Annotated in this window: 19 protein-coding genes and 1 pseudogene; 12 read left to right on the top strand and 8 right to left on the bottom strand. The window is 59.5% G+C overall.

All coding sequences use genetic code 11. The features are described 5' to 3' along the window. The first annotated feature begins 10 nt into the window (after positions 1-10). The 10 genes from IE188_RS03305 (at position 11) to IE188_RS03350 (ending at position 10,955) form a co-directional block, all read left to right on the top strand. Entirely contained in the window at positions 11-1,099 is a 1,089-nt protein-coding gene (locus IE188_RS03305) for an ABC transporter ATP-binding protein (protein ID WP_191285024.1), read from the top strand. 11 nt (positions 1,100-1,110) lie between these two features. Next, positions 1,111-2,247: an ABC transporter ATP-binding protein gene (locus IE188_RS03310; RefSeq protein WP_095587538.1), complete on the top strand. Its 1,137-nt coding sequence runs from the start codon at positions 1,111-1,113 to the stop codon at positions 2,245-2,247. Between the two features lie 72 nt (positions 2,248-2,319). After that, complete coding sequence (locus tag IE188_RS03315; RefSeq protein ID WP_191285025.1) at positions 2,320-3,189, top strand: carbohydrate ABC transporter permease; 870 nt, start codon at positions 2,320-2,322, stop codon at positions 3,187-3,189. 12 nt (positions 3,190-3,201) lie between these two features. Then, positions 3,202-4,044, top strand: coding sequence for a carbohydrate ABC transporter permease (locus IE188_RS03320; RefSeq protein WP_407648171.1), 843 nt, complete (start codon positions 3,202-3,204; stop codon positions 4,042-4,044). A gap of 24 nt (positions 4,045-4,068) precedes the next feature. Beyond that, on the top strand, positions 4,069-4,341 hold the full coding sequence (locus IE188_RS03325) for a DUF2160 domain-containing protein (RefSeq protein ID WP_095587541.1): 273 nt from the start codon (positions 4,069-4,071) through the stop codon (positions 4,339-4,341). A gap of 88 nt (positions 4,342-4,429) precedes the next feature. After that, a complete protein-coding gene (locus tag IE188_RS03330) occupies positions 4,430-6,142 on the top strand; it encodes an ABC transporter substrate-binding protein (protein ID WP_095587542.1) in 1,713 nt (570 codons plus the stop codon). A gap of 105 nt (positions 6,143-6,247) precedes the next feature. Beyond that, positions 6,248-7,726, top strand: coding sequence for a glycerol kinase GlpK (gene glpK, locus IE188_RS03335; RefSeq protein ID WP_191285026.1), 1,479 nt, complete (start codon positions 6,248-6,250; stop codon positions 7,724-7,726). Positions 7,727-7,728: 2 nt separating this feature from the next. Continuing rightward, entirely contained in the window at positions 7,729-8,736 is a 1,008-nt protein-coding gene (locus IE188_RS03340) for a class 1 fructose-bisphosphatase (RefSeq protein ID WP_095587544.1), read from the top strand. Between the two features lie 15 nt (positions 8,737-8,751). Further along, complete coding sequence (fba, locus tag IE188_RS03345; protein WP_095587545.1) at positions 8,752-9,819, top strand: class II fructose-bisphosphate aldolase; 1,068 nt, start codon at positions 8,752-8,754, stop codon at positions 9,817-9,819. Beyond that, positions 9,816-10,955 carry an iron-containing alcohol dehydrogenase gene (locus IE188_RS03350; protein WP_095587546.1) on the top strand — a complete coding sequence of 380 codons (1,140 nt, stop codon included), beginning with the start codon at positions 9,816-9,818 and terminating at the stop codon, positions 10,953-10,955. Before fba ends, IE188_RS03350 begins: the two co-directional genes overlap by 4 nt. A 238-nt stretch (positions 10,956-11,193) precedes the next feature. Here the strand turns inward: IE188_RS03350 and IE188_RS03355 are convergent, their stop codons facing one another. From IE188_RS03355 to IE188_RS03390, 8 genes and pseudogenes are all read right to left on the bottom strand, one after another. Next, on the bottom strand, positions 11,194-13,086 hold the full coding sequence (locus IE188_RS03355; protein ID WP_191285027.1) for a type IV secretory system conjugative DNA transfer family protein: 1,893 nt from the start codon (positions 13,084-13,086) through the stop codon (positions 11,194-11,196). After that, positions 13,079-14,788, bottom strand: a complete 1,710-nt coding sequence (locus tag IE188_RS03360) for a relaxase/mobilization nuclease domain-containing protein (RefSeq protein ID WP_229836451.1) — start codon at positions 14,786-14,788, stop codon at positions 13,079-13,081. The genes IE188_RS03355 and IE188_RS03360 overlap by 8 nt, the downstream gene beginning before the upstream one ends. 85 nt (positions 14,789-14,873) lie before the next feature. Next, positions 14,874-15,464, bottom strand: coding sequence for a helix-turn-helix domain-containing protein (locus tag IE188_RS03365; RefSeq protein WP_191285029.1), 591 nt, complete (start codon positions 15,462-15,464; stop codon positions 14,874-14,876). 174 nt (positions 15,465-15,638) lie between these two features. Then, positions 15,639-15,920 (bottom strand): hypothetical protein, encoded by a 282-nt coding sequence (locus IE188_RS03370; protein ID WP_191285030.1) that lies wholly within the window; start codon positions 15,918-15,920, stop codon positions 15,639-15,641. Positions 15,921-15,927: 7 nt separating this feature from the next. Then, positions 15,928-16,131, bottom strand: a pseudogene (locus IE188_RS03375) (hypothetical protein); the annotation flags it as partial. Further along, on the bottom strand, positions 16,128-16,331 hold the full coding sequence (locus IE188_RS03380; protein ID WP_191285032.1) for a hypothetical protein: 204 nt from the start codon (positions 16,329-16,331) through the stop codon (positions 16,128-16,130). The pseudogene IE188_RS03375 and the gene IE188_RS03380, both read right to left, overlap by 4 nt. Beyond that, a complete protein-coding gene (locus IE188_RS03385; RefSeq protein ID WP_191285033.1) occupies positions 16,328-16,636 on the bottom strand; it encodes a hypothetical protein in 309 nt (102 codons plus the stop codon). Before IE188_RS03385 ends, IE188_RS03380 begins: the two co-directional genes overlap by 4 nt. 623 nt (positions 16,637-17,259) lie before the next feature. Then, positions 17,260-18,138, bottom strand: a complete 879-nt coding sequence (locus IE188_RS03390) for an ArdC family protein (protein ID WP_191285034.1) — start codon at positions 18,136-18,138, stop codon at positions 17,260-17,262. Between the two features lie 504 nt (positions 18,139-18,642). Between IE188_RS03390 and IE188_RS03395 the strand changes: the two genes are divergently transcribed. Together IE188_RS03395 and IE188_RS03400 are read left to right on the top strand one after the other, a co-directional pair. Further along, positions 18,643-20,832, top strand: a complete 2,190-nt coding sequence (locus IE188_RS03395; RefSeq protein WP_191285035.1) for a type I restriction-modification system subunit M — start codon at positions 18,643-18,645, stop codon at positions 20,830-20,832. Continuing rightward, on the top strand, positions 20,829-21,524 hold the full coding sequence (locus tag IE188_RS03400) for a restriction endonuclease subunit S domain-containing protein (RefSeq protein WP_191285036.1): 696 nt from the start codon (positions 20,829-20,831) through the stop codon (positions 21,522-21,524). The genes IE188_RS03395 and IE188_RS03400 overlap by 4 nt, the downstream gene beginning before the upstream one ends. The last annotated feature ends 291 nt before the right edge of the window (positions 21,525-21,815 follow it).

Genomic DNA, 21,815 nt, shown 5'->3' on the forward strand with positions numbered 1-21,815 from the left:
GGAGGACCTGATGACGCTGGAACTGAGAGGCGTATCAAAGACCGTCGAGGGGCAGACCCATATCTTCCCGACGGATCTGACGCTGGAAAAAGGCACGATGAATGTGCTGCTTGGACCGACCCTGTCGGGCAAGACATCGCTGATGCGGCTGATGGCCGGGCTTGATGTGCCCGCCACGGGGCAGGTCTTTTGGAACGATCAGGATGTGACCGGACAGCGGGTTCAGGATCGCAAGGTCGCGATGGTGTATCAGCAATTCATCAACTACCCGTCGATGAGCGTGTATGACAACATCGCCTCGCCGATGAAGCTGATGGGCGTGAACAAGGCCGAGATCGACACCCGCGTGCGCGAAACCGCGGAGTTGATGAAGCTCACCCCGATGCTGGAGCGCAAGCCGCTGGAGTTGTCAGGCGGTCAGCAACAGCGCTGTGCGCTGGCGCGGGCGCTGGTCAAGAATGCCGGTCTGGTGCTGCTCGATGAGCCGCTTGCGAACCTCGACTACAAGCTGCGCGAAGAGCTGCGGGTCGAGATTCCGAAAATTTTCGAAGCTTCCGGCTCGATCTTTGTCTACGCCACCACGGAACCCGAGGAGGCGCTTCTGCTGGGCGGCAATGTCGCCACCCTGTCCGAAGGCCGCATCACCCAGTTCGGCCCGACCCCGTCGGTCTACCGCCAGCCGGTGGATGCCACCACGGCGCGGGTGTTCTCGGACCCGCCGATGAACTTCCTGCCGATTTCCAAGACCGGCAACCGGATCATGTTCGGCGACGGTCAGAGCGCGGCGGCGACAGGCAAGCTCGCGGAACTGGCCGATGGCCGTTACACCGCCGGGTTCCGCCCGAACCATCTGGAAATCAATCAGCATTCTCCGGATGTCATGCAATTCGCCACCAAACTGTCGGTGACCGAGCTGACCGGGTCGGAGACCTTCGTGCATCTCGACCATTTCGGCGAGCGCTGGGTCGGTCTGATCCATGGTGTGCATGAGCTGGAGCTGGGCGCGCGGCTCGATGTCTGGCTGGACCCCCGCCATGTCTACATTTTTGGCGAAGACGGCAAGCTGGTGGCACCTGCCGCTTATGCGCTCGCGGCCTGAGGGAGGGAACCATGGCCAAGATCACACTTGATAACCTCGCGCATTCCTACCTGCCCAATCCGGGCAGCGAAGATGACTTTGCGCTGAAGGAACTGAACCATGACTGGACCGACGGCGAAGCCTATGCGCTGCTGGGCTCGTCGGGCTGTGGCAAGTCCACGCTGCTCAACATCATCTCGGGGCTTTTGCACCCGAGCCAGGGCCGCATCCTGTTTGATGGCAAGGACGTGACACACGCCCCCACCGCCGAACGCAATATTGCCCAGGTGTTCCAGTTCCCGGTCGTCTACGACACGATGACCGTGCATGACAATCTTGCCTTCCCGCTGCGCAACCGTGGCAGGGACGAGAGCTATGTCGCGGAGCGCGTTCAGGAAATCGCCCGCATGATCGGCATGGAAGACATGCTGCGCAAAAAGGCGCGCGGTCTCACCGCCGATGCCAAGCAAAAGATTTCGCTGGGCCGTGGCATGGTGCGCAAGGACGTGAACGCGCTCTTGTTTGACGAGCCGCTGACCGTGATCGACCCGCATATGAAATGGGAACTGCGCACCCAGCTGAAGCAGCTGCACCATGATTTCGGGCACACCATGATCTACGTCACCCATGACCAGACCGAGGCGCTGACTTTCGCCGACAAGGTTGTGGTCATGTATGACGGTCGCGTTGTGCAGATCGGCACGCCCGAAGAGCTGTTCGAGCGTCCCGAGCATACTTTCGTCGGCTATTTCATCGGCTCGCCCGGCATGAACGTGATCCCGGCGCGGATCGACGGCAACAAGGCCTATGTGAACGGCTCCTATGTCGAGCTCGCGCAGGGCTACAAGCCGCTGGATGGCAAGGTCGAGATCGGCGTACGCCCGGAATTCGCGCGCCTGTCGCAGTCCGAAGGCCTGCCGGTCAAGGTGCGCCGTGTCGAGGATGTGGGCCGTCACAAGATCATCCGCGCCGAGTTCTTTGGCAGCGATATCAATATCATCGCGGGCGAAGACGACCATATCAGCGCTGATATGAACCGGGTCACATTCGATGCGAACCGCGTCAATGTTTACGCCAATGACTGGCGCGTCAACGGGAGGCCGCGTGATGGAGGGCCGTCCGATCCTGACACCGCAACAGATCATGGAACGCCAGATCCAAATGGTTGACCGTTTCCTCGATCAGGCATCCGCACAAATCGCGCGCCCCGTGGCGCACTCGTCCGGGGAGGGGGCGAAGTAATGGAAAAGACAGTCAATCAAAAGGCATGGTTTCTCGTCTTGCCTGTGCTGCTTCTGGTGGCCTTTTCGGCGGTGATCCCGCTGATGACCGTGGTCAACTACTCGGTTCAGGACACGTTTGGAAACAACCAGTTCTTCTGGGCCGGGCTTGAATGGTTCGAAGAAATGCTGCGCTCGGAGCGCATGTGGGACGCGCTTGGCCGTCAGCTCATGTTCTCGGGCATCATCCTGGCCATCGAGATCCCGCTGGGCATCTTCGTGGCGCTGAACATGCCGAAATCGGGCTTCTGGTCGTCCTTCTGCCTCGTGCTGATGTCGCTGCCGCTGCTCATTCCATGGAACGTGGTCGGCACGATCTGGCAGATCTTTGGTCGCGTCGATATCGGCCTGCTGGGCTACACGCTGGACGCGCTTGGCATCAACTACAACTACACGCAGGACATTCTAGCGGCCTGGGTCACGATCATCGTCATGGATGTATGGCACTGGACCTCGCTTGTGGCGCTGCTGGCCTTTGCCGGTCTGAAGTCGATCCCCGACGCCTATTATCAGGCGGCCAAGATCGACCAGGCGTCGCGCTGGAAGGTGTTCCGCTTCATCGAACTGCCCAAGATGATGGGCGTGCTGATGATCGCGATCCTCTTGCGCTTCATGGACAGCTTCATGATCTATACCGAGCCGTTCGTCGTCACCGGCGGTGGCCCCGGCAACGCAACCACGCTGCTGTCGATCGACCTCGTCAAGATGGCGCTGGGACAGTTCGACCTTGGACCGGCCGCGGCCTTCTCGATCATGTATTTCCTCGTGATCCTTCTCATCTCCTGGGTGTTCTACACCGTGATGACCAACCTCGAAAAGCGGGAGGGCTGATCCATGGCCGATATGACCGTAAACCAATTCTCATCCCGCGGGCTGTCTCTGCCCAAGATCAACAGCAGTCTCGTGGTGATGACCCTCTATCTCCTGTTCCTTCTGCTGCCGATCTACTGGCTGCTGAACATGAGCCTGAAGACAAACACCGAGATCCTGAACGAGTTCACTCTGTTCCCGCGTGACCTGACATTCGCCAACTACGCCACGATCCTGACCGATCCGGCCTGGTACATGGGCTATGTGAATTCGCTGATCTACGTGACGCTGAACACGGTGATCAGCCTCGCGGTGGCGCTGCCTGCAGCCTATGCCTTCTCGCGCTATCACTTCATGGGCGACAAGCACTTGTTCTTCTGGCTCTTGACCAACCGGATGGCACCGCCCGCGGTTTTCGCGCTGCCGTTCTTCCAGCTCTATTCGTCGGTGGGCCTCTTTGACACCCATATCGCCGTGGCGCTGGCGCACTGCCTGTTCAACGTGCCGCTCGCGGTGTGGATTTTGGAAGGCTTCATGCGCGGCGTGCCCAAGGAGATCGACGAGACCGCCTATATCGACGGCTACAGCTTTGGCGCCTTCTTCGTGAAGATCTTCACGCCGCTGATTGCCAGCGGAATCGGGGTCGCCGCGTTCTTCTGCTTCATGTTCTCATGGGTGGAACTGCTCTTGAGCCGCACGCTGACCACCGTGGATGCGAAACCCATCGCCGCGATCATGACCCGGACCCAAGGGGCATCGGGCATCGACTGGGGCGTGCTGGCGGCTGCCGGTATCCTGACCATCGTGCCCGGCGCGCTCGTGATCTACTTCGTCCGCAACTACATCGCCAAGGGCTTTGCCCTGGGTCGCGTGTAAGCCTGAAGAAAGGGAGGATTTCCAATGGACTGGATGGCATGGACCTGGCCGACCGCGATCTTCTTCGCCGTCATCGCCTCGCTGCTGATCACCTTCACGGTGTTGGCCATTAAATTCCCGGAAACGCCCCGCACGGGCATTCTGCGGATCGAAACCACGAGGGGCGACCGGCTCTTCATCACCCTTCTGGGCTCGGCCTTTATCAATCTGGCCTGGCTCGGGATCGTTGGGGCGCAACAACCTTACGCCCTCATCGTCTGCCTGATCTACGCCGCCGCGGTGTTCCGCTGGGTGTAGCCACAGGCACCCGTGGCCGGGACAGGAGGAGACCCGTCCACGTCTCGAACTTCCTCATTCATCGGTTCAAAATGGGAGGACAAAACCAATGAACCTCAACCTCAAATCCACCACAGCGGCGCTGCTGGTCCTTGCGGGACCTGCCTTTGCCGACATGGACGCCGCCAAAGCGTTCCTCGATGCGGAAATCGGCGATCTGTCGTCGATCAGCCGCGCCGAGCAGGAAGCGGAGATGCAGTTCTTCATCGACGCTGCCAAGCCGTTCGAGGGCATGGAGATCAAAGTCGTTTCCGAGACCATCACCACGCATGAGTACGAATCTCAGGTGCTGGCCCCGGCCTTTACCGCGATCACCGGCATCCAAGTCACACATGACCTGATTGGCGAAGGTGACGTGGTCGAGAAGCTGCAGACGCAGATGCAGTCGGGCGAAAACATCTATGACGCCTATGTCAATGACTCCGACCTGATCGGCACCCACTGGCGCTACCAGCAGGTGCGCAACCTGACCGACTGGATGGCAGGCGAAGGCGCGGCGGTGACTCTGCCGACCCTGGATCTGGAAGATTTCATCGGCCTGAGCTTCACCACCGGTCCGGATGGCAAAGTCTACCAGATGCCGACCCAGCAGTTCGCGAACCTCTACTGGTTCCGCTATGACTGGTTCAATGACCCCAAAAACCAAGAGGACTTCAAAGCGGCCTATGGCTACGATCTCGGCGTTCCGGTCAACTGGTCGGCCTATGAGGACATCGCGGAATTCTTCACCGGGCGCGACCTGTCGCATCTGGGTGTCGAAGGCGAAGTCTTTGGCAACATGGACTACGGCAAGAAAGACCCCTCGCTAGGCTGGCGCTACACCGATGCGTGGATGTCCATGGCTGGCATGGGAGACGTGGGTGAGCCCAACGGTTTGCCCGTTGACGAATGGGGCATTCGTGTGAACGAAAACTCCCAGCCGACCGGTTCCTGTGTGGCCCGTGGCGGTGCAACCAACTCTCCGGCAGCTGTCTACGCAGTGGAAAAAGCCATCGAGTGGCTGAACAAGTACTCGCCGCCCGCCGCCGCAGGCATGACCTTCTCCGAGGCAGGCCCGATCCCGGCCCAGGGCAACGTGGCCCAGCAGATGTTCTGGTACACCGCTTTCACCGCCGACACGGTCAAGCCGGGTCTTCCGGTGATGAACGAGGACGGTACGCCGAAATGGCGCATGGCACCCAGCCCGCATGGCGTCTACTGGAAAGAAGGCCAGAAGGTCGGCTACCAGGACGCTGGCTCCTGGACGCTGATGCAATCCACCCCGGTGGATCGCGCGCAAGCCGCGTGGCTCTATGCCCAGTTCGTCACCTCCAAGACCGTGGACGTAAAGAAATCCCATGTGGGTCTGACCTTCATCCGCGAATCAACCGTGCAGCATGACAGCTTCACGGAGCGTGCCGACAAACTGGGTGGTCTGGTGGAATTCTACCGTTCCCCGGCACGTGTGGCATGGTCCCCGACCGGCACCAACGTTCCGGATTACCCGAAGCTGGCCCAGCTGTGGTGGCAGAATATCGGTGATGCTATGTCCGGTGCCAAGACCGCACAGGAAGCACTGGACAGCCTTTGCGCCGACCAGGAGCGAGTTCTTGAGCGTCTGGAGCGCGCCGGTATCCAGGGTGACATCGGTCCCAAGCTGAACGAAGAGATGGATGCGGAGCACTGGTTCGCCCAGCCCGGCGCCCCTTACGCCAAGCTTGAGAACGAGGACGAAGAGCCCCAGACCGTCAGCTACGATGCGTTGATCGCGTCCTGGAAGTAAGCCTTCCTCCCCGGTCGGGGCCCTACGGGGCCTCGGCCAATTCAATCCCCCACAAACTCCGCACCGGTTCGGTGCATCGCTACATCGCTTTAAGGAGAGGCGGTCATGACCCATATTCTGGCCATTGATCAGGGCACGACATCGACGCGGGCGATTGTGTATGACGCGGCAATGCAGGCCGTTGCTTCGGCGCAGGAAGAATTCCCCCAGTATTTCCCCGACAGCGGTTGGGTCGAGCATGACCCGGACGATCTCTGGGCGACCACGGCGGCGACCTGCCGGGCGGCCATCGAGAAATCCGGCGGAGCCGATATTGCCGCCATCGGCATCACCAACCAGCGCGAAACCACGCTGGTCTGGGACCGCGCCACGGGCAAGCCCATCCACAATGCCATCGTCTGGCAGGACCGGCGCACCTCGTCCATGTGCAAGGCGCTGAAAGCCGATGGGTTCGAAGAGGTGGTGACAGACCGCACCGGGCTGTTGCTGGACCCGTATTTCAGCGGCACCAAGCTGGCGTGGATACTCGACAACGTTGAAGGTGCCCGCGCCCGGGCCGAGGCCGGAGAGCTGGTCTTTGGTACGGTCGATACATGGCTGGTCTGGAACCTGACCGGCGGCAAGCAGCATGTCACCGACGCCACCAATGCCGCGCGCACGATGCTGTATGACATCCGCAAAGGGCGCTGGTCACGGACGATTTGCGACCGGCTGAACATCCCCATGTCCATGCTTCCCAAGGTGCGCGACTGTGCCGCCGATTTCGGCGAAACGCGTGCCGATCTTTTCGGCCACCCGATCCCGATCCTGGGCATCGCGGGTGATCAGCAGGCGGCCACCGTGGGTCAGGCCTGTTTCGAACCGGGGATGTTGAAATCCACTTATGGAACGGGCTGTTTCGCGCTGATCAACACGGGCGACACGCCCGTTCGGTCACAAAACCGGCTGCTCACCACCATCGCCTATCAGCTGGACGGCAAGCCGACCTATGCGCTGGAAGGCTCGATCTTTATCGCCGGTGCCGTGGTGCAATGGTTGCGCGACGGGCTGAAGATCATCCGCGAGGCCAAGGAAACCCAACCGCTGGCAGACGTCGCAGATCCGGCTCAAAACGTGGTGCTTGTGCCGGCCTTCACCGGGCTGGGCGCGCCTTATTGGAACGCCGAATGCCGCGGGGCGGTGTTTGGCCTGACCCGCGGCTCTGGGCCTGAAGAGTTAGCCCGCGCGGCGCTGGAAAGCGTGGGCTACCAGACCCGCGATCTTCTGGCAGCGATGCAGGCGGATATGGGCGGGGCAAGCGACGCGGTGCTTCGGGTCGACGGCGGCATGAGCGCCTCGGATTACACGATGCAATTCCTCTCTGACATCATCGACGCCCGCGTGGACCGGCCCAAGGTGCTGGAAACCACCGCCCTTGGCGCGGCCTGGCTCGCAGGCAGTCGCGCCGGGATCTATCCCGACATGGACGGCTTCGCCGCGACCTGGGCGCTGGAGCGCAGCTTCGAGCCGTCGATGAGCTCCGAGGACCGCGACCGAAAATATGCCGCCTGGCAACGGGCCGTGAGCGCGACGATGAGTTTCTGATCATGTCCGAACCGATCACCCTGCGCCGCTTCCTGACCCGCTATGCCGAGCCCGGCGGGCTTGATCCCAATCTCATTTTTCTGATCGAGGATATCGCCTCGGCCTGCCGTGTGATCGGCAACCGGCTGCGCAACGCGGCGTTCGAAGGCAATCACGGCCTTGCCGGGGACACCAATGTGCAGGGCGAAGATCAGAAAAAGCTCGACGTGATCGCCGACGAGGTCTTTGCCCGGATCTGCGAAAGCTCGCCGCGTCTTGCCGCGCTGGTCAGCGAAGAGCGTGAAGACGCGGTCTGGCTCAAGGAGCCGGAGGGCGGCGATTATCTCCTGTTCTACGATCCGCTGGACGGATCCTCGAATATCGACGTGAACCTGTCGGTCGGCTCGATTTTTTCGATCTGTACCGTGGGCACGGATGGCGACCGCGATGTGCTCAAGGCTGGGGACGCGCAGCACTGTTCGGGATACGCGATCTATGGCCCGACCATGATGCTGGTCCTGACCGTGGGCAGCGGCGTCTACGGGTTTTCCTGTGAATACGGCACCGGCGATTTCCGCTTGACCCATCCGCGCATGACGATCCCGGCGGAAACTTCCGAGTTCGCCATCAACGCCTCGCGCTATCGTCTATGGGACGCACCTGTGCGGCGCTATGTGGATGAATGCTCGGCTGGGATGACCGGCCCGTGCGGGCGCGATTTCAACATGCGCTGGACCGCGTCGATGGTGGCCGAGGTGCACCGTATCCTGACGCGCGGCGGCGTGTTCCTCTACCCGGTAGATGACGGCAACCGCGCAGCAGGTGGAAAACTGCGTTTGCTCTACGAGGCTAGCCCGATGGCGCTTTTGGTGGAACAAGCGGGCGGCGCCGCCACGGACGGCCATAGTCGCATTCTCGATCTTCAGCCCACGGGCCATCATCAGCGCGTGCCGGTCATCCTTGGTTCCGCCAACGAGGTGGACCGAATTGCACAATATCATACTGCGGACGCCGGTTCGGCCGCGTCCTGAGGAAAGGACCCTCCCATGGCTCTCGTATCCCTTCGTCAGCTGCTCGATCACGCGGCGGAACATGATTACGCGCTGCCCGCGTTCAACGTGAACAACATGGAGCAGATGCTGGCCATCATGGCAGCAGCGGACGCCACCCAAAGCCCGGTCATCATGCAGGCCAGCCGGGGGGCGCGCGCCTTTGCCAATGACATCGTGCTGTCGCATCTGATCCGTGCCGCGATCGAGCTTTACCCGCATATCCCCGTCTGCATGCATCAAGACCACGGCAACGCGCCAGCCACCTGCCTGTCGGCGATCACCAACGGATTTTCCTCGGTCATGATGGATGGCTCGCTGAAAGCCGATGGCAAGACACCGACCACGTTTGAAGAGAATGTCGCGGTGACGGCCAAGGTGGTCGAAATGGCGCATCTGGTGGGTGTGTCGGTCGAGGGGGAGATCGGGCATCTGGGGTCGCTCGAAACCCTGCGCGGCGAGGCGGAGGACGGGCACGGGTTCGAAGGGGCCTTGTCGCGTGAACAGCTCCTGACCGACCCGGAAGAAGCGGCCAAATTTGTGCGGCTGACCGGCGTCGATGCGCTGGCCGTGGCCATCGGGACATCGCACGGAGCCTACAAGTTCACCCGCAAACCCGATGGCGAGATCCTCGCGATTGACCGTTTGCGCGAGATTCATGCACGCTTGCCGGACACGCATCTGGTGATGCATGGCTCTTCCTCGGTGCCGCAGGATTTGCAGGATATCATCAACGCCCATGGCGGCGAGATTGCCCCGACATGGGGCGTACCGGTCGAGGAAATCCAGCAGGGCATCCGCTATGGCGTGCGCAAGGTCAACGTGGATACGGACCTGAGGCTGGCGCTGACCGGCGCGATCCGCACAGTCTTTGCCAAACATCCCGGTGAGTTCGATCCACGCAAATACCTCGCCCCCGGGATCGAGGCCATGTCCGCCGTCTGCCGCGACCGTTTCGAGCAATTCGGCAGCGTGGGCCATGCGCCGCGGATCAGGCCCATCGCCTTGTCAGACATGGCAGCGCATTATGTGCGCCAGGAAATCGGGAGCACCACCGCCGCATGACGGGTTTTGCGCTGACCGCTCCGAACCGCACGATTTTCGGTCGTGACTGTCGTGTTACGACCGCGGATGAGATCGCACGGATAGGATCCCGTGTGTTGCTGGTTCGGGGAAGGTCGGTCTCCTGGGTTGACGAACTGGCAGCGGAATTGACCCGCTTGGGCGGTTCCCTGAAGATTGTGTGTTCAGCCGGAGAACCGGATCTGGACGACGTCCGTGATGCCGTTGCCATCGCCCGGGATCACAGGGCGGAGTGCATTGTCTCGGTCGGAGGCGGAGCGATAATCGACTTGGGCAAGGCAGTTGCCGGGCTCTGCGTGAGCGAGGGCGATCCCGCGGAATATCTTGAACAGGGCAACGCATCCCCGCGACAGCTGAACGAACCGTTGCCTTTCATTGCCATGCCGACAACCGCCGGAACCGGAGCCGAAGCGACGCGGAACGCGGTGATTGGCGTTCCTGAACTGGAGGCAAAGATCAGCCTTCGCGACCCGCGCCTCGTCCCGGACCTGGCGATCGTGGATCCCGCACTGACTGACGGGTCCCCCAAAAGTCTGACGCTGGCGAGCGGGCTGGACGCGATCACCCAGTTCATCGAAAGCTATCTGTGCAACCGGGCCAATCCGGTGACGGACGCCCTGTGCGAGGCCAATATCCGACCGGCCATGGCCGCATTGCACAGGCTGATGGAAGGCGAAGATCCTCAGGCACGGGACACAATGGCGCGCGCAAGCTTTCTCAGCGGCATTGCGCTGGCGAATTCCGGCTTGGGGATCATACATGGTCTGGCCTCCGTCATCGGTGGGCGCGGTGCCCCCCATGGTGCTATCTGTGGCCGACTTCTGGCCCCTGGACTGACCGTAAATGCCGAAGCCCTGACGCGCCTATCCGCGGACACTGTGCGTTTTGACAAAGTGAACGGGTGGCTGGCCGATGGGCTTGGCGACCCCGGCGGGAGCGGAGCATCGGCCCTGCATTGCTTTATCGAGTCCAAAGGATTGCCGAGTTTGTGCGATTTAGGCATTGCCGAGTCAGAATTCGATAGTATCGCAAAGCTGAGCGCGTATGCTTCATCCACCAAAGCAAATCCCGTTGCGCTTGAACACGCAGACATCTGTCGCATCTTGCAAATCGCCTGAACGATGGGATCAAAAAGCAGCCCGTGAAAATTCGCATTGGTATGATTGTTGTCTCGGTCTGCTTCACGGGTCAGCCCGACATTCGAATCCCATTTCATACCGAAGTCACCGTGAATGATAACTTGCCTGACGAACGCATCCGAGTAATGGCGATATAGATCTCCCGGGAGATCAATGTCTGCTTTGACGATCCCCTCAGGTGCATGCTGCGAAGCGGCGAACGACCGGATTCCGCCCTTCATCCCCGAGCTGCCTCCTCCATAAATCTCTCCACCCGTTCAGCTCCTGCTTGATACTCGCCCAAACCAGGCTTTTCGCCTGACGCCGGACCCCGCTCTTCATTGGCCAAAGCATCGATCTCTTCGCGCCGCGTCCCTCCGCTTTCGGACCCGTCACCTGAAACCGCTCTCGGCATCTCAAGCGCCCCAATCTTCGCCTCCAGCGCCTTGATCTGCCCTTGCAGCCCGCGCATTTGGTCTCCGGCTGAGGGATATGGCAGATCGCCGGTCTGTTTGTCGAAGATCTGTTTGAAGAACCGATCCTCATAGTATTTGATCCGCTTGGCCCGCACGGGCATTTGTGCGTCGACGACCAAGACGATGTCATCAAGATCCATGCGCCGCGCCTCATCCTCGGGCAGCAACTCGGTTTCTTCAGTCCGTTCAGACATGCTGCGCCCGGCGAAAGGGTTTCGGCCGACAGAACGCGAGCGGGTCACAACGCGCTTGGTGGTTTTGCCGACGGCTTTGCTGAGCTCTTCAATGGTCTTTTCATCCGATGGTGTCAGATAGAGCTTGATGCCTGCGTTACCCTGCAGAGCGCGGCGGGCATTTTCTCCGTAGATTTCGTCCAAAGCCGGGATCGTCTGTGTGACGATCGCTAGGTTGGCCCGGTAGGATCGCAGCGTCTCGATACTGTCGAGCACGATCGGCATTTTGCCCAGGCGATTGAACTCATCGAGCATGATCATCACCGGCCAAGGTTCGTCCTTGCCGGGTTCATGGTCCTGCAGCGATGCCAGCAAGTCCGAGAAGAACAGGCGGATCAGCGGCGCGAGAGGTTTTACCATGAGCGGCTCGACCACAAGATAGACCGAAAACGGCATCTTTCGGATGTCGCGAAAATCGAAGTCTGAGGTAGCTGTTGCACGGTCGATGGCGGGGTTCGACCACTGCTTGAGGCCAGATGTCATCAAGAGCGACAGGTAAGATGTCAGGGTATCGTTGTTGGTCGAGGCCATACGCATGAAAATCAGCTTGGCGGCTGGATTGACCACTTCGTCGGCGCGGCGGCGATATTCCTTCTGCTTGTCCCCGCCTGAGGCCGTGATGCGGTAGATCTCACCCAAGGTCGGCCGCTTGCGCTCAAACGCCAAAAGCCCTGCCGCTACGAATAGATCGATACCGCCATCAAGGAGCCCCTGAACCCGATCGTTATCAGCCTGAAGGAACAGCGATGCCAAGAGTTGTAGCTCCATCTGCTGGCGGTCGACATTTTCGAGCGCTGATATGCGCAGTAACGGATTGTACCGGTGCGAGCGGCCATCCTTCCAATCAGTGGGCGCAAACCGGAACACCTTGTCGCCCTGCGCGGCCCTGTGGCGCGCTGTCGCCTCGAAATTTTCGCCCTTCACGTCCAGCACAACCGCGCTGCCTTGATAGGTTAAAAGGTTGGGAATGACGAACCCCGTGGTCTTTCCGCGTCCGGTTGGAGCCACGATCAGCGCATGGGGGAACACCTTGGACATCACGAAGGGTTTGCGGCTCTTGGGCTTGCCCATTTTGCCGAGGACAAAGCCGTGACCGGGCTTTCCGAAAAAGCCGTTCCGCTTCATCTCCGACATCTGCTGCCAGTGGGTTTCCCCAAATTTGGTCAGCGCATCGTTCATCAAGACCGCACTGAGCAAAACACCGGCACCAGTGCTGATCCCCACGATCAAGTGAACAATCTGCATATCGGCCGGATGGGTCATTCGGAGAACCCCATAGCTGCGCGCCAACATCAGAAAATCGATATCAGTCCCGACCCCGAACCAGCGGAATGTCAGAAAGGCCGACGCCAGAACATATCCCAGCACTACGCCGAGAAGAGCAAAGCTCATGACGCCGAGTGCGATCCGCGCCTTACCCATGCGTCACGCCCTTTTCGCCGTCGGCATCAACATGCCGCTCGCGTTGGAGGTCTATTTCCTCATTGGCGATCTCGTCGAGGACATGCTCCATCGCCACGCTGTTCGCCAGAGCGGCATCGCTCTGCAGATAGGCCTTGGCCGCATATAGACGGTCCAGACGGTCTTCGATATGTTCCTCAAACGCTGTCTCATCGCCAATCGCCAAGTCCTGGGTGCCCTCTTCACCGACCAGTTCCTCCATCTCAGCACGCAAGGTCTCGCGTTCCAGATCGTTACGGAATGGATCTGCCGTTGGGTCGTCCCTCATACGGCTCAGGATATCAGCCGTGGTCGGCGGCAACCCGTCGACTATGGCTTCCTGCCGGTCGGCCTCCACCACTCCACTGTCCTTGAGAACTTCAGCATCGGCCAACATACGACCCAGATCACTGTGCACCTGGTCAAGGCGGTCGATCGCTTTCTCAAGCTCATCGGCGCGTGACAGGTCAAAGCCATCCTTCTCGGCAATCGCCTTCAAATCCTGTCCAAGCCATTGCCGCTCGAGCGCGGCATTGCCCGCGCCGTTTTCGACACGACGTGTCACCTCTTGCGCGTTAATGCCGGTGCCTTTCAAAGCCTGCTGGAGACGTTCTGCCAGAGCTGGATCCTGCAACGCTTCTTGAGCTTCGGCCTGGATATTTGCGGCAGAATAAATCCCACTCTTGGACGCATCCTCGAGCAATGTGTGGGACTGCGTTCCCATTGGGCTGAGATGTGACAGTGAGCGATAGATGTCGTTGAGCTCATGCTCGAGCGCCGCCCGCCGTTCAACCGGAGCGTCCGCGACGATCCGTTCGGCCTGATGGATCTTGTCGTGAAAGGCATCCACGACCTCATCAAACGAATGCTGTTCTTCGGCCATGCCATATACCTTTCCATCTGCTTCAATCGGTTTGCCCTGCGCCAAAAGCGTCGCGGCCTTGTCCAAGGCTGCTGCAATGTCATGCTGGTTCTCGCGCGAGGCCTCGGCCGTCAAGCCGCGATAGTGCCGCGCGTTCTGCGCCACCTCAGCCAAGGCACGGTCAAGCTCCGGCCCCACGCGCTCACGCTCGGTCAGCTTCTGCCCCGTGGCTTCTGCACGACGTTGGTCCAAGTCGCTTGGGCTCTTCGTCGTGATCCCACGCTCGAGCTTTCGCGTCGCCTCAAGCCGCAGCCCATATCGGTCCGACACCTCGACCATGGCCTCACGAAAACTGTCGTAGTTGAAATGGTGCCCTTCTTTCAGAAAGAAGAATTCGCCGTCCTTGCTGCGACGGTTGAGAACGATGTGGGCGTGCGGGTGATCCCGGTCCTCATGCACGGCGGCGATGTAGTCAAAATGGCTGCCTTCGCCTTGAAAGAACCGCTCGCAAATCTCGCGCGTGATCTCGACGACATCCTCACCGCGCGTGCCAATCGGGAAGGCCATCAGTAGGTGCGATGTATGCCCCAGCTTAGGATGAAACCCCTCATTCCACTGCGCTGAAAACCGGCGCGTGACCTGCTCGATCTCTTTGGCCGACAAGACGCTTTGGCCGTCATACGTGCCACGGCTGTCGATGATAAAGCTCGACTTAGTTGTGAGGTATTCCAGCTGGTTGCGCAGCTGCACTTTGTTGTTCGTGCCGCCGTCGCGAATGGCTTTGAAGATCGCAGGGGAATGCCCCATGGCGGCGCGCGCCATCTGCTTTGCGCGGGCGCGCGGGACGCTGCCACGAATGCGGCTCCAGTCGCGATCAAAGAAGGCCTCCTGCGTGGCGGCAACGGCGCTATTCCGGGCCATCGGCAAAGCCTCCCAGTACGCGGGCAACCTCGCCAGACAGCGCGCTGCGGCGGCGCTGCGCCATGTCCTGAACCTGGTCGGCGATGTCGAAGATCAACCCGGCCAAGGCGCGGACCTGGCCATGGGCGGAATTGCCATAGGGCGGCGTCTTGCCTTGGCGCTTTGCCTCGTTCAGGCGCTGCGCAATCTGATTAACATTGTTGCCGGTGCGATTGAGCGAGGCCGAGAGCCCCTGCATCTGATTGGCCAGTTCGTCGTCAGGAACAAAGAGATCGTTTGAGGCATGGATCAGCCGCCGTAATCCCTCCGCGCGGCTGGTGATATCATGCCGCGTCAGCACCGCATCAAAGCTCGAAAGCTCCTTTGGCGTCAGCCGGACATTCACCAGTTCAGAGCGCACGCGCGCATCAAGCTTGCGGCTTTGATCGGCCTTCAATGTGTAGAAGATGCTCCGGGTCGTTACCCCGAATTCACGGGCCAGATCCTCGATCGACACCCCTTCGGCACGCTTGCGCACGATGGCAAAGCGCTGGTTCTGCGTCAGCCGCTTGTGGCGTGGTGCGCGCGGTCGGCCCATGTGAAGTAATCACCCCTATTTCTTGCCAGCATCATACAGGCAGCTCTGTTATGGCATTTCACCATAATTGAATCAATATTATAGCATTGCATCAACTGCCTGTATTCCATTTGGAGCAGCCATCGGCTGCGACCGCCGGGCAAAGCCCGGCCCCATGCGCAAGGCATGGCACCACTAATCGTGGTTCCACGCCTCAGCATCGCCAAGCAATTGCAAAGCTATTGCGCGGGCCGCGCCTTCGGCGCTGGCATAGGTTTGATGATCGAGCAGCTCGTGCAGATCAAAAGGCTGTTGTGGGTCGTCCGGGGTCTCGACCCGGACATAGATCGCCCAGCCATCGATCCGTGCTGGATCATCACAATACTCCTGCCCGCCATCGGGCAAGTTGCAAAACCCATGTAAATGCACGCTGGCGCGGCCCTCTCGGGCCGCCTGCTTGATATCAGAATACTTCATGGCAAACCTCGGCGCTTTCACTGATGAAGAATTCGTCAGGCCTGCCGTTCAGGCGAGTGCCATCCGGACTGGTCAAACCAATAGCTGACCCGTTCCGCGAGAAGGTGATGAGGTACTGCCCAAGACCATCACACGTCACCACATACCCGCTGTTGGCCCAGTGAACGCGGTTGCCCGCGTCCACTGCTGCTTTGATCTCATCCAAGGTCATCGCAACACCTCTTCAAGGATTGCGAGGGCCCCAAGGCAATCGTCGATATAGGCCTGCTCCTCGCCGTCCAGATCGTTCAGCTCCAGCCGGTTCAGAACCGCGTAAAGCGTGGCGCGGGCCTCTCGGGCAGCGCTTCGCAGGCTGACGGTGTCTTCCAGACGCGCCGTAGCGAAATCATCGCTGTGATAGTCAGGGGTCATCGGATTTCTCCCGCCTTGTGTTTCCAACGCGGGGCGATGTCCTTGAACGGCACCGTAAAGGGCGGCAGCGCGTCAAAGCCGTTCGAGCTTTTGGCCACCTTCACCTTGGCGCAATCATCCTCAACGCTGAGGATCTCGACACAGAACACACCGCCCAAACCTGACGGAACAACGATCTCCTTCAGCTCATGCCGATGCTTCCCGCAATAGACACAGGTGCTATAAAGCCCGTCGATGATGTGACCGCCGGTCGTGCGATCACAGTCGCAGGTCCAGAATTTTTGGGGCTGATATTTGTGAGCCATTTGTGGCCTCCTTTTGGGTGCTGCGGTTGGGGCTTGGCTCCCCTTCCGCCGATGGGCTGCACACCGGCCAATCTGATCTGACCGAATACGCATGTATTCGGCGGAACAGAGTGGGTGGGGGCACAGCCCGACCCACGCCCCTGGAGCGGCCAGTCAATGGGTCAGAGCCAGCAACTGGTGCGGCCCGCAGCGCGCGCCGCGCGAGGACACGGGTTGCAGGCTTTGACGACGCGCCCGCGCGGCGCTTGCCCATTGACGGGACGCGGCAGGGATGTTGGGCGGACCAATCAAATTGAAAGAAGCCTGAAGGAGGTGAGCGGGCTGAAAGCCAGCCGATCCTCCGCACAGTCCGTTTCTAAGGGCGGCCCGTGCGCAGCAGCACGGGCCACAATTTTTCATCTGGTTCAAAATGCCTGCGCCCCGCCACATGAGGCGGGGCGCAGACGTTTAAAGCTCAACACCGGCTTTCAAGTTGCCGTCCGGATCCAGCCAGGAACGGGCCTCGGCGCAATCCAAGCAAATACAGGAGCAACTGCCTTTAACGATGACCGGCGCGAGAAAGATCACTGGGTTTGACGCGCCGCATTTGCGGCACGTCATTGGGGGCAGGATTGCTGGGCCGCTCATGCTGCGGCCGCTTTCGATTGACCTGCGGCTGCTAGGACAAAATCGGCTGCCTTCTGGGCCTCGGACGCCGCGCGAAAAATCGCCCGTTTGTCCTCTTTGAGAGCTTTCAACCACCCTTCGACATAGGCGGCGCTTTGGTCGAATTCCGGCGCGACGCCAATCTGGGCACCAAGGAAACAAGCGCCGATTTCCGCCACCAGCTCTTCAAAGGCGTAGGCCTCACGGTTGGCAAACTTCTTGATCCGCTCCAACCGCTTTTCGCTGCCGGTCCAATGGATCACCTCATGGGCCAACGTCCCATAATAGCCTGCCGCATCGTGAAACGTGGCAATCGGCGGCATGTGGATGTGATCTTTGGCGGGGCTGTAATAGGCACGCGGGTCGTCGCTGGTGAGGATCTCCGCCCCTGTCCGGCTGAAAAACGCCTCAAGCTCTGGATCTTCCGCCGTCCCAAGGTCGCGGGGTTCCTCGGGCCGGATGTAGTAATCCTCCGGCAATCCCTCGATCTGATCCGCATTGAACACGCGATAGGCGCGCGCATAGGGCAGCTCTTCCTCGATGCCCAACTCGTTCTCTCGGGTGAACGTCCCGTATTTGACCACGGTCGACGACGTTTCGCCTCTGCAGACCTGACCGCCCAGCTCTTGGGCCTGCTTGTAGGTCATCCAGCGGCTGGAAACATGGCCATGCTTGGCCGCCATGATCCAGAGCATCAGGATATTAATCCCGCGATACTCCTCCCCGTTGTGTCGGGTCGGCAGGGCAATGCCGGACGCGCTCCCTGTCCACGGCTTGCGCCACGGTGGCGTGCCTGCCTCGATCTCAGCAATAATGGTTTCGGTGACATGGGCGTAAACATCAAACTTCGGTGCCATTTGTGGCCTCCTTGATCAAAGTGACGCGGGTGAGGCTTCGCGCCCCCTTCCGCCGATGGGCTGCGCCTCGGCCACCTGATCTGACCGAATACGCATGTATTCGGCGGAACAGAGTGGGAGAGGGCAAAGCCCGACCCACGGCCCTGAACGGGACTGTCAATCGGCCACATTTGCGAAGAAAATGTCTGCGCCAAAATCAGACGCCAATTTGACCCGCGAGGAATGGCTCGCTCGCGAGACAGGGGAAATTGGTGGCTGATTTTGGGGATGGACTAAGGTTGACCGCCACGGTCAGGGATGTTGGGCGGACCAAACAAAATGAGGGATGCCTGAAGCGGGGTGAGCGGGCCAACGGCCCGTTGAGCTCCGGTGCAGACATAATCACCACAAAAAACACAACCAGAAAGTGAAGTGTTTTTACGCTACCCCGTGATTTGCATGGTAAACGCCCGAGATTACGCATAATTTGCTTGCAATAATCTTGAGCAGTTGGGGGCAAATCCTTTGAACCAAAACCACGATAAACTTGTCGGCCTCATTTGGAGCATCGCCAACAAACTCCGCGGTCCTTACCGCCCCCCGCAGTATCGTCGTGTCATGCTGCCCATGACCGTGCTGCGGCGCATGGATCTGGTTCTCGCTCCAAACAAAGACAAAGTGCTCACCCAGTACGAAAAGCTGCAGGCCCAGGGCCACAGCGAAGAAGCGATTCACAAGATCCTCGGCAAGACCGCAACCGATGACCGAGAGCAACCGCTCTACAACGTCAGCAAGTATGACTTTGAAAAACTTCTTGGTGATCCGAACAACATCGCGCGCAATCTGGTCACGTACATCGAAGGCTTCTCCCCCAAGGCCAAAGACATCTTCTCAAAATTCGGCTTTGATGCCGAGATCGAGAAGCTCGACAACGCCAACCGTCTGTTCATGGTGATCCAAGAGTTCGCCAAGCCCGAAGTTGACCTGCACCCCGACCGCGTCAGCAACCTGCAGATGGGCTACGTCTTCGAAGAGCTGGTACGCAAGTTCAACGAACAAGCCAACGAAGAAGCCGGGGATCACTTCACCCCGCGCGAGGTCATCCGACTGATGGCCCACCTCATGTACACGGAGGACGAAGACGTCTACACGCCCGGCATCGCGCGCACGATCTATGACCCAACCTGCGGGACCGGCGGCATGCTCTCGGTGTCCGAGGAATACATCCGCGAGCAAAACCCGCAAGCCAACCTCATCCTATACGGCCAAGAATACAACGCCGAGTCCTACGCGATCTGCTGTTCAGACCTGCTCATCAAGGATGAACCGATTGACAACATCCACTTCGGTGACACGTTGGGCGACGGAAAATCTGAGGACGGCCACCCGGACAAGAAGTTCCACTACATGATGGCCAACCCGCCCTTCGGCGTGGAATGGAAAACCCAGCAATCCATCGTTCAGAAAGAGGCTGACGCGCTCGGCTTCTCGGGCCGCTTTGGCGCGGGAACGCCGCGCATCAATGACGGCGCGCTGCTGTTTCTCCAAACGATGATCAGCAAGATGCGTCCCAGCCCCGAGATCGGCGGCGACGGCTCCAAGATCGCAATCGTCTTCAACGGCTCCCCCCTCTTCACGGGCGACGCCGGTTCAGGCGAAAGCAACATCCGCCGTTGGATCATCGAGAACGATTGGCTCGACGCGATCATCGCGCTGCCGGACCAGATGTTCTACAACACCGGTATTTTCACCTACATCTGGATTGTCTCGAACCGCAAACGGCCCGAGCGGCGTGGCAAGGTGCAGCTGATCGACGGCACCAAGCATTTCATGAAGATGCGCAAGAGCCTGGGCAACAAGCGCAACGAACTTGGCGACGGCGAGGATGGCAAGCCAGACCACATCGGTGAGATCACGCGCCTCTATGCCGCCTTCAAACACGACGACACCTCGAACGTCATCATTGACGGCAAGACGAAAGAGCGGATTTGTTCCAAGATCTTTGACAACCGCGACTTCGGCTATCTCAAGATCACGGTCGAACGCCCGCTCAAGCTGAACTTCCAAGCCAGCGCGGAACGCATCGCGCGGCTTGCGGGCGAGACCGCCTTTGCCAAGCTGTCCGAAAGCAAGAAACGCAAGGACAGTGCGGTCATTGCGGCGGAGGAAGAGGCAGGCAAAGCGCTACAGGCCCAGATCATTGCCGTGCTGGAGGGCATGCCCGACACGCTGGTCAAGAACCGTGCTGACTTCATCAAAACGCTCAACGCCGCGTTCAAATCTGCAGGCATCAAGCTCGAAGCGCCGATCCGCAAGGCAATCCTTAGCGCGCTGTCGGAACGGGATGAGACCGCCGACACCTGCACAGATGCCAAAGGCAACCCCGAGCCGGATACCGAGCTGCGCGATACCGAACTGGTACCGCTGCCCAAGGATATCGAGCTGCCCATGCTGAACGCGGGCGAAGGCGAGCTGACGGATGATCAGCTGCCCGATCTCGTGCACGAACATGTTGAAATCTACCTCGCCGCCGAGGTGCATCCGCACGTGCCTGACGCCTGGGTAGACCACAAGAAAACCAAGATGGGATATGAAATCCCGCTCAACCGGCATTTCTATGTCTACGAGCCGCCGCGCAATTTGGAGGAGATTGAAACAGATATCGCGGACGTCACCCGTGACATCATGGACATGCTTAAGGGGATCACCGCATGACTTATGAACCCTACCCGGCTTACAAAGATAGCGGCGCAGACTGGCTTGGCAAAATTCCAACTCAGTGGGAAGTTAAGCCGATCAAATTTTTCGCGACATATAACGACGAAGCACTACCAGATGGCACAGACCCGGATTTGATGCTGAATTACGTCGATATTTCTAGTGTCAGCTTGGTCGAGGGCATTCAGAAAATAGAACAGGTAGAATTTGAAAAAGCTCCATCGAGGGCGCGCCGGATCGTCCGCGACGGCGACACAATCGTGTCGACAGTAAGGACCTACTTGAAGGCCATCGCACCGGTTCGCAGACCGATCGAAAATATGATCGTTTCGACTGGGTTTGCGGTAATTCGCCCCGACCGAACTATGAACCCCGACTATCTTGGCTATTTCATCCAATCCGAAGGCTTTGTTGGCGAAGTGGTCTCAAAGTCTAACGGTGTTAGTTATCCCGCAATCAACCCAGGCGATTTGGTTGGAATCTTAGGTCTCCGCCCACCGCTTGAAGAGCAGGCAGAAATCGTACGCTTTCTTGAAGAGAAAACCGCAGAGATCGACAAGCTTTCCGGCAAACTTGGTTTGGAAAACTCCCCAAAAGGAAGCAATGGAGCAAGCTTAGGACGCCTGCTTCACGAGTATAGGAGCGCCCTAATCTCGAACGCAGTGACCGGTAAAATTAAGGTCGCGTAATTATGACAGTAAATGCACAGGGCTACTTCAATCAGCTGCAGACACAGCTTTCAGACAAATACTGCGTCTTGCCCAATGATGCTGGGCAAATGGTTCTCACTGAGAAGCCCGAACCGGAGTCCCCCAAGCAAACGGTTCGCTTCACGTTTTCGGGGACAGCGCTCGCGGTGAAGCTGGATAAGTTTCAAGCGCCCCTGTTCCATTTTTTGGAAAACAAAGGGCATCCTTGGTCCAAGCGTTGTGACTTCGTCGTGTTTCATTGTCGACGCAACGCGGTGCGGGCCTATTGCA

The organism is Aliiroseovarius zhejiangensis, assembly GCF_014656375.1.
Lineage (GTDB): Bacteria > Pseudomonadota > Alphaproteobacteria > Rhodobacterales > Rhodobacteraceae > Aliiroseovarius > Aliiroseovarius zhejiangensis.

Bases quoted from the DNA above. Each gene is read 5' to 3' on its own strand.
- IE188_RS03380 (WP_191285032.1), bottom strand. From the start codon at position 16,331: ATGACCCCTGACTATCACAGCGATGATTTCGCTACGGCGCGTCTGGAA.
- IE188_RS03390 (WP_191285034.1), bottom strand. From the start codon at position 18,138: ATGGCACCGAAGTTTGATGTTTACGCCCATGTCACCGAAACCATTATT.
- IE188_RS03385 (WP_191285033.1), bottom strand. From the start codon at position 16,636: ATGGCTCACAAATATCAGCCCCAAAAATTCTGGACCTGCGACTGTGAT.
- IE188_RS03340 (WP_095587544.1), top strand. From the start codon at position 7,729: ATGTCCGAACCGATCACCCTGCGCCGCTTCCTGACCCGCTATGCCGAG.
- IE188_RS03370 (WP_191285030.1), bottom strand. From the start codon at position 15,920: ATGAAGTATTCTGATATCAAGCAGGCGGCCCGAGAGGGCCGCGCCAGC.
- IE188_RS03315 (WP_191285025.1), top strand. From the start codon at position 2,320: ATGGAAAAGACAGTCAATCAAAAGGCATGGTTTCTCGTCTTGCCTGTG.
- IE188_RS03310 (WP_095587538.1), top strand. From the start codon at position 1,111: ATGGCCAAGATCACACTTGATAACCTCGCGCATTCCTACCTGCCCAAT.
- IE188_RS03320 (WP_407648171.1), top strand. From the start codon at position 3,202: ATGACCGTAAACCAATTCTCATCCCGCGGGCTGTCTCTGCCCAAGATC.
- IE188_RS03360 (WP_229836451.1), bottom strand. From the start codon at position 14,788: ATGGCGCGCGCCGCCATGGGGCATTCCCCTGCGATCTTCAAAGCCATT.
- IE188_RS03330 (WP_095587542.1), top strand. From the start codon at position 4,430: ATGAACCTCAACCTCAAATCCACCACAGCGGCGCTGCTGGTCCTTGCG.
- IE188_RS03350 (WP_095587546.1), top strand. From the start codon at position 9,816: ATGACGGGTTTTGCGCTGACCGCTCCGAACCGCACGATTTTCGGTCGT.
- IE188_RS03365 (WP_191285029.1), bottom strand. From the start codon at position 15,464: ATGGGCCGACCGCGCGCACCACGCCACAAGCGGCTGACGCAGAACCAG.
- IE188_RS03305 (WP_191285024.1), top strand. From the start codon at position 11: ATGACGCTGGAACTGAGAGGCGTATCAAAGACCGTCGAGGGGCAGACC.
- IE188_RS03355 (WP_191285027.1), bottom strand. From the start codon at position 13,086: ATGGGTAAGGCGCGGATCGCACTCGGCGTCATGAGCTTTGCTCTTCTC.
- fba (WP_095587545.1), top strand. From the start codon at position 8,752: ATGGCTCTCGTATCCCTTCGTCAGCTGCTCGATCACGCGGCGGAACAT.
- glpK (WP_191285026.1), top strand. From the start codon at position 6,248: ATGACCCATATTCTGGCCATTGATCAGGGCACGACATCGACGCGGGCG.
- IE188_RS03400 (WP_191285036.1), top strand. From the start codon at position 20,829: ATGACTTATGAACCCTACCCGGCTTACAAAGATAGCGGCGCAGACTGG.
- IE188_RS03325 (WP_095587541.1), top strand. From the start codon at position 4,069: ATGGACTGGATGGCATGGACCTGGCCGACCGCGATCTTCTTCGCCGTC.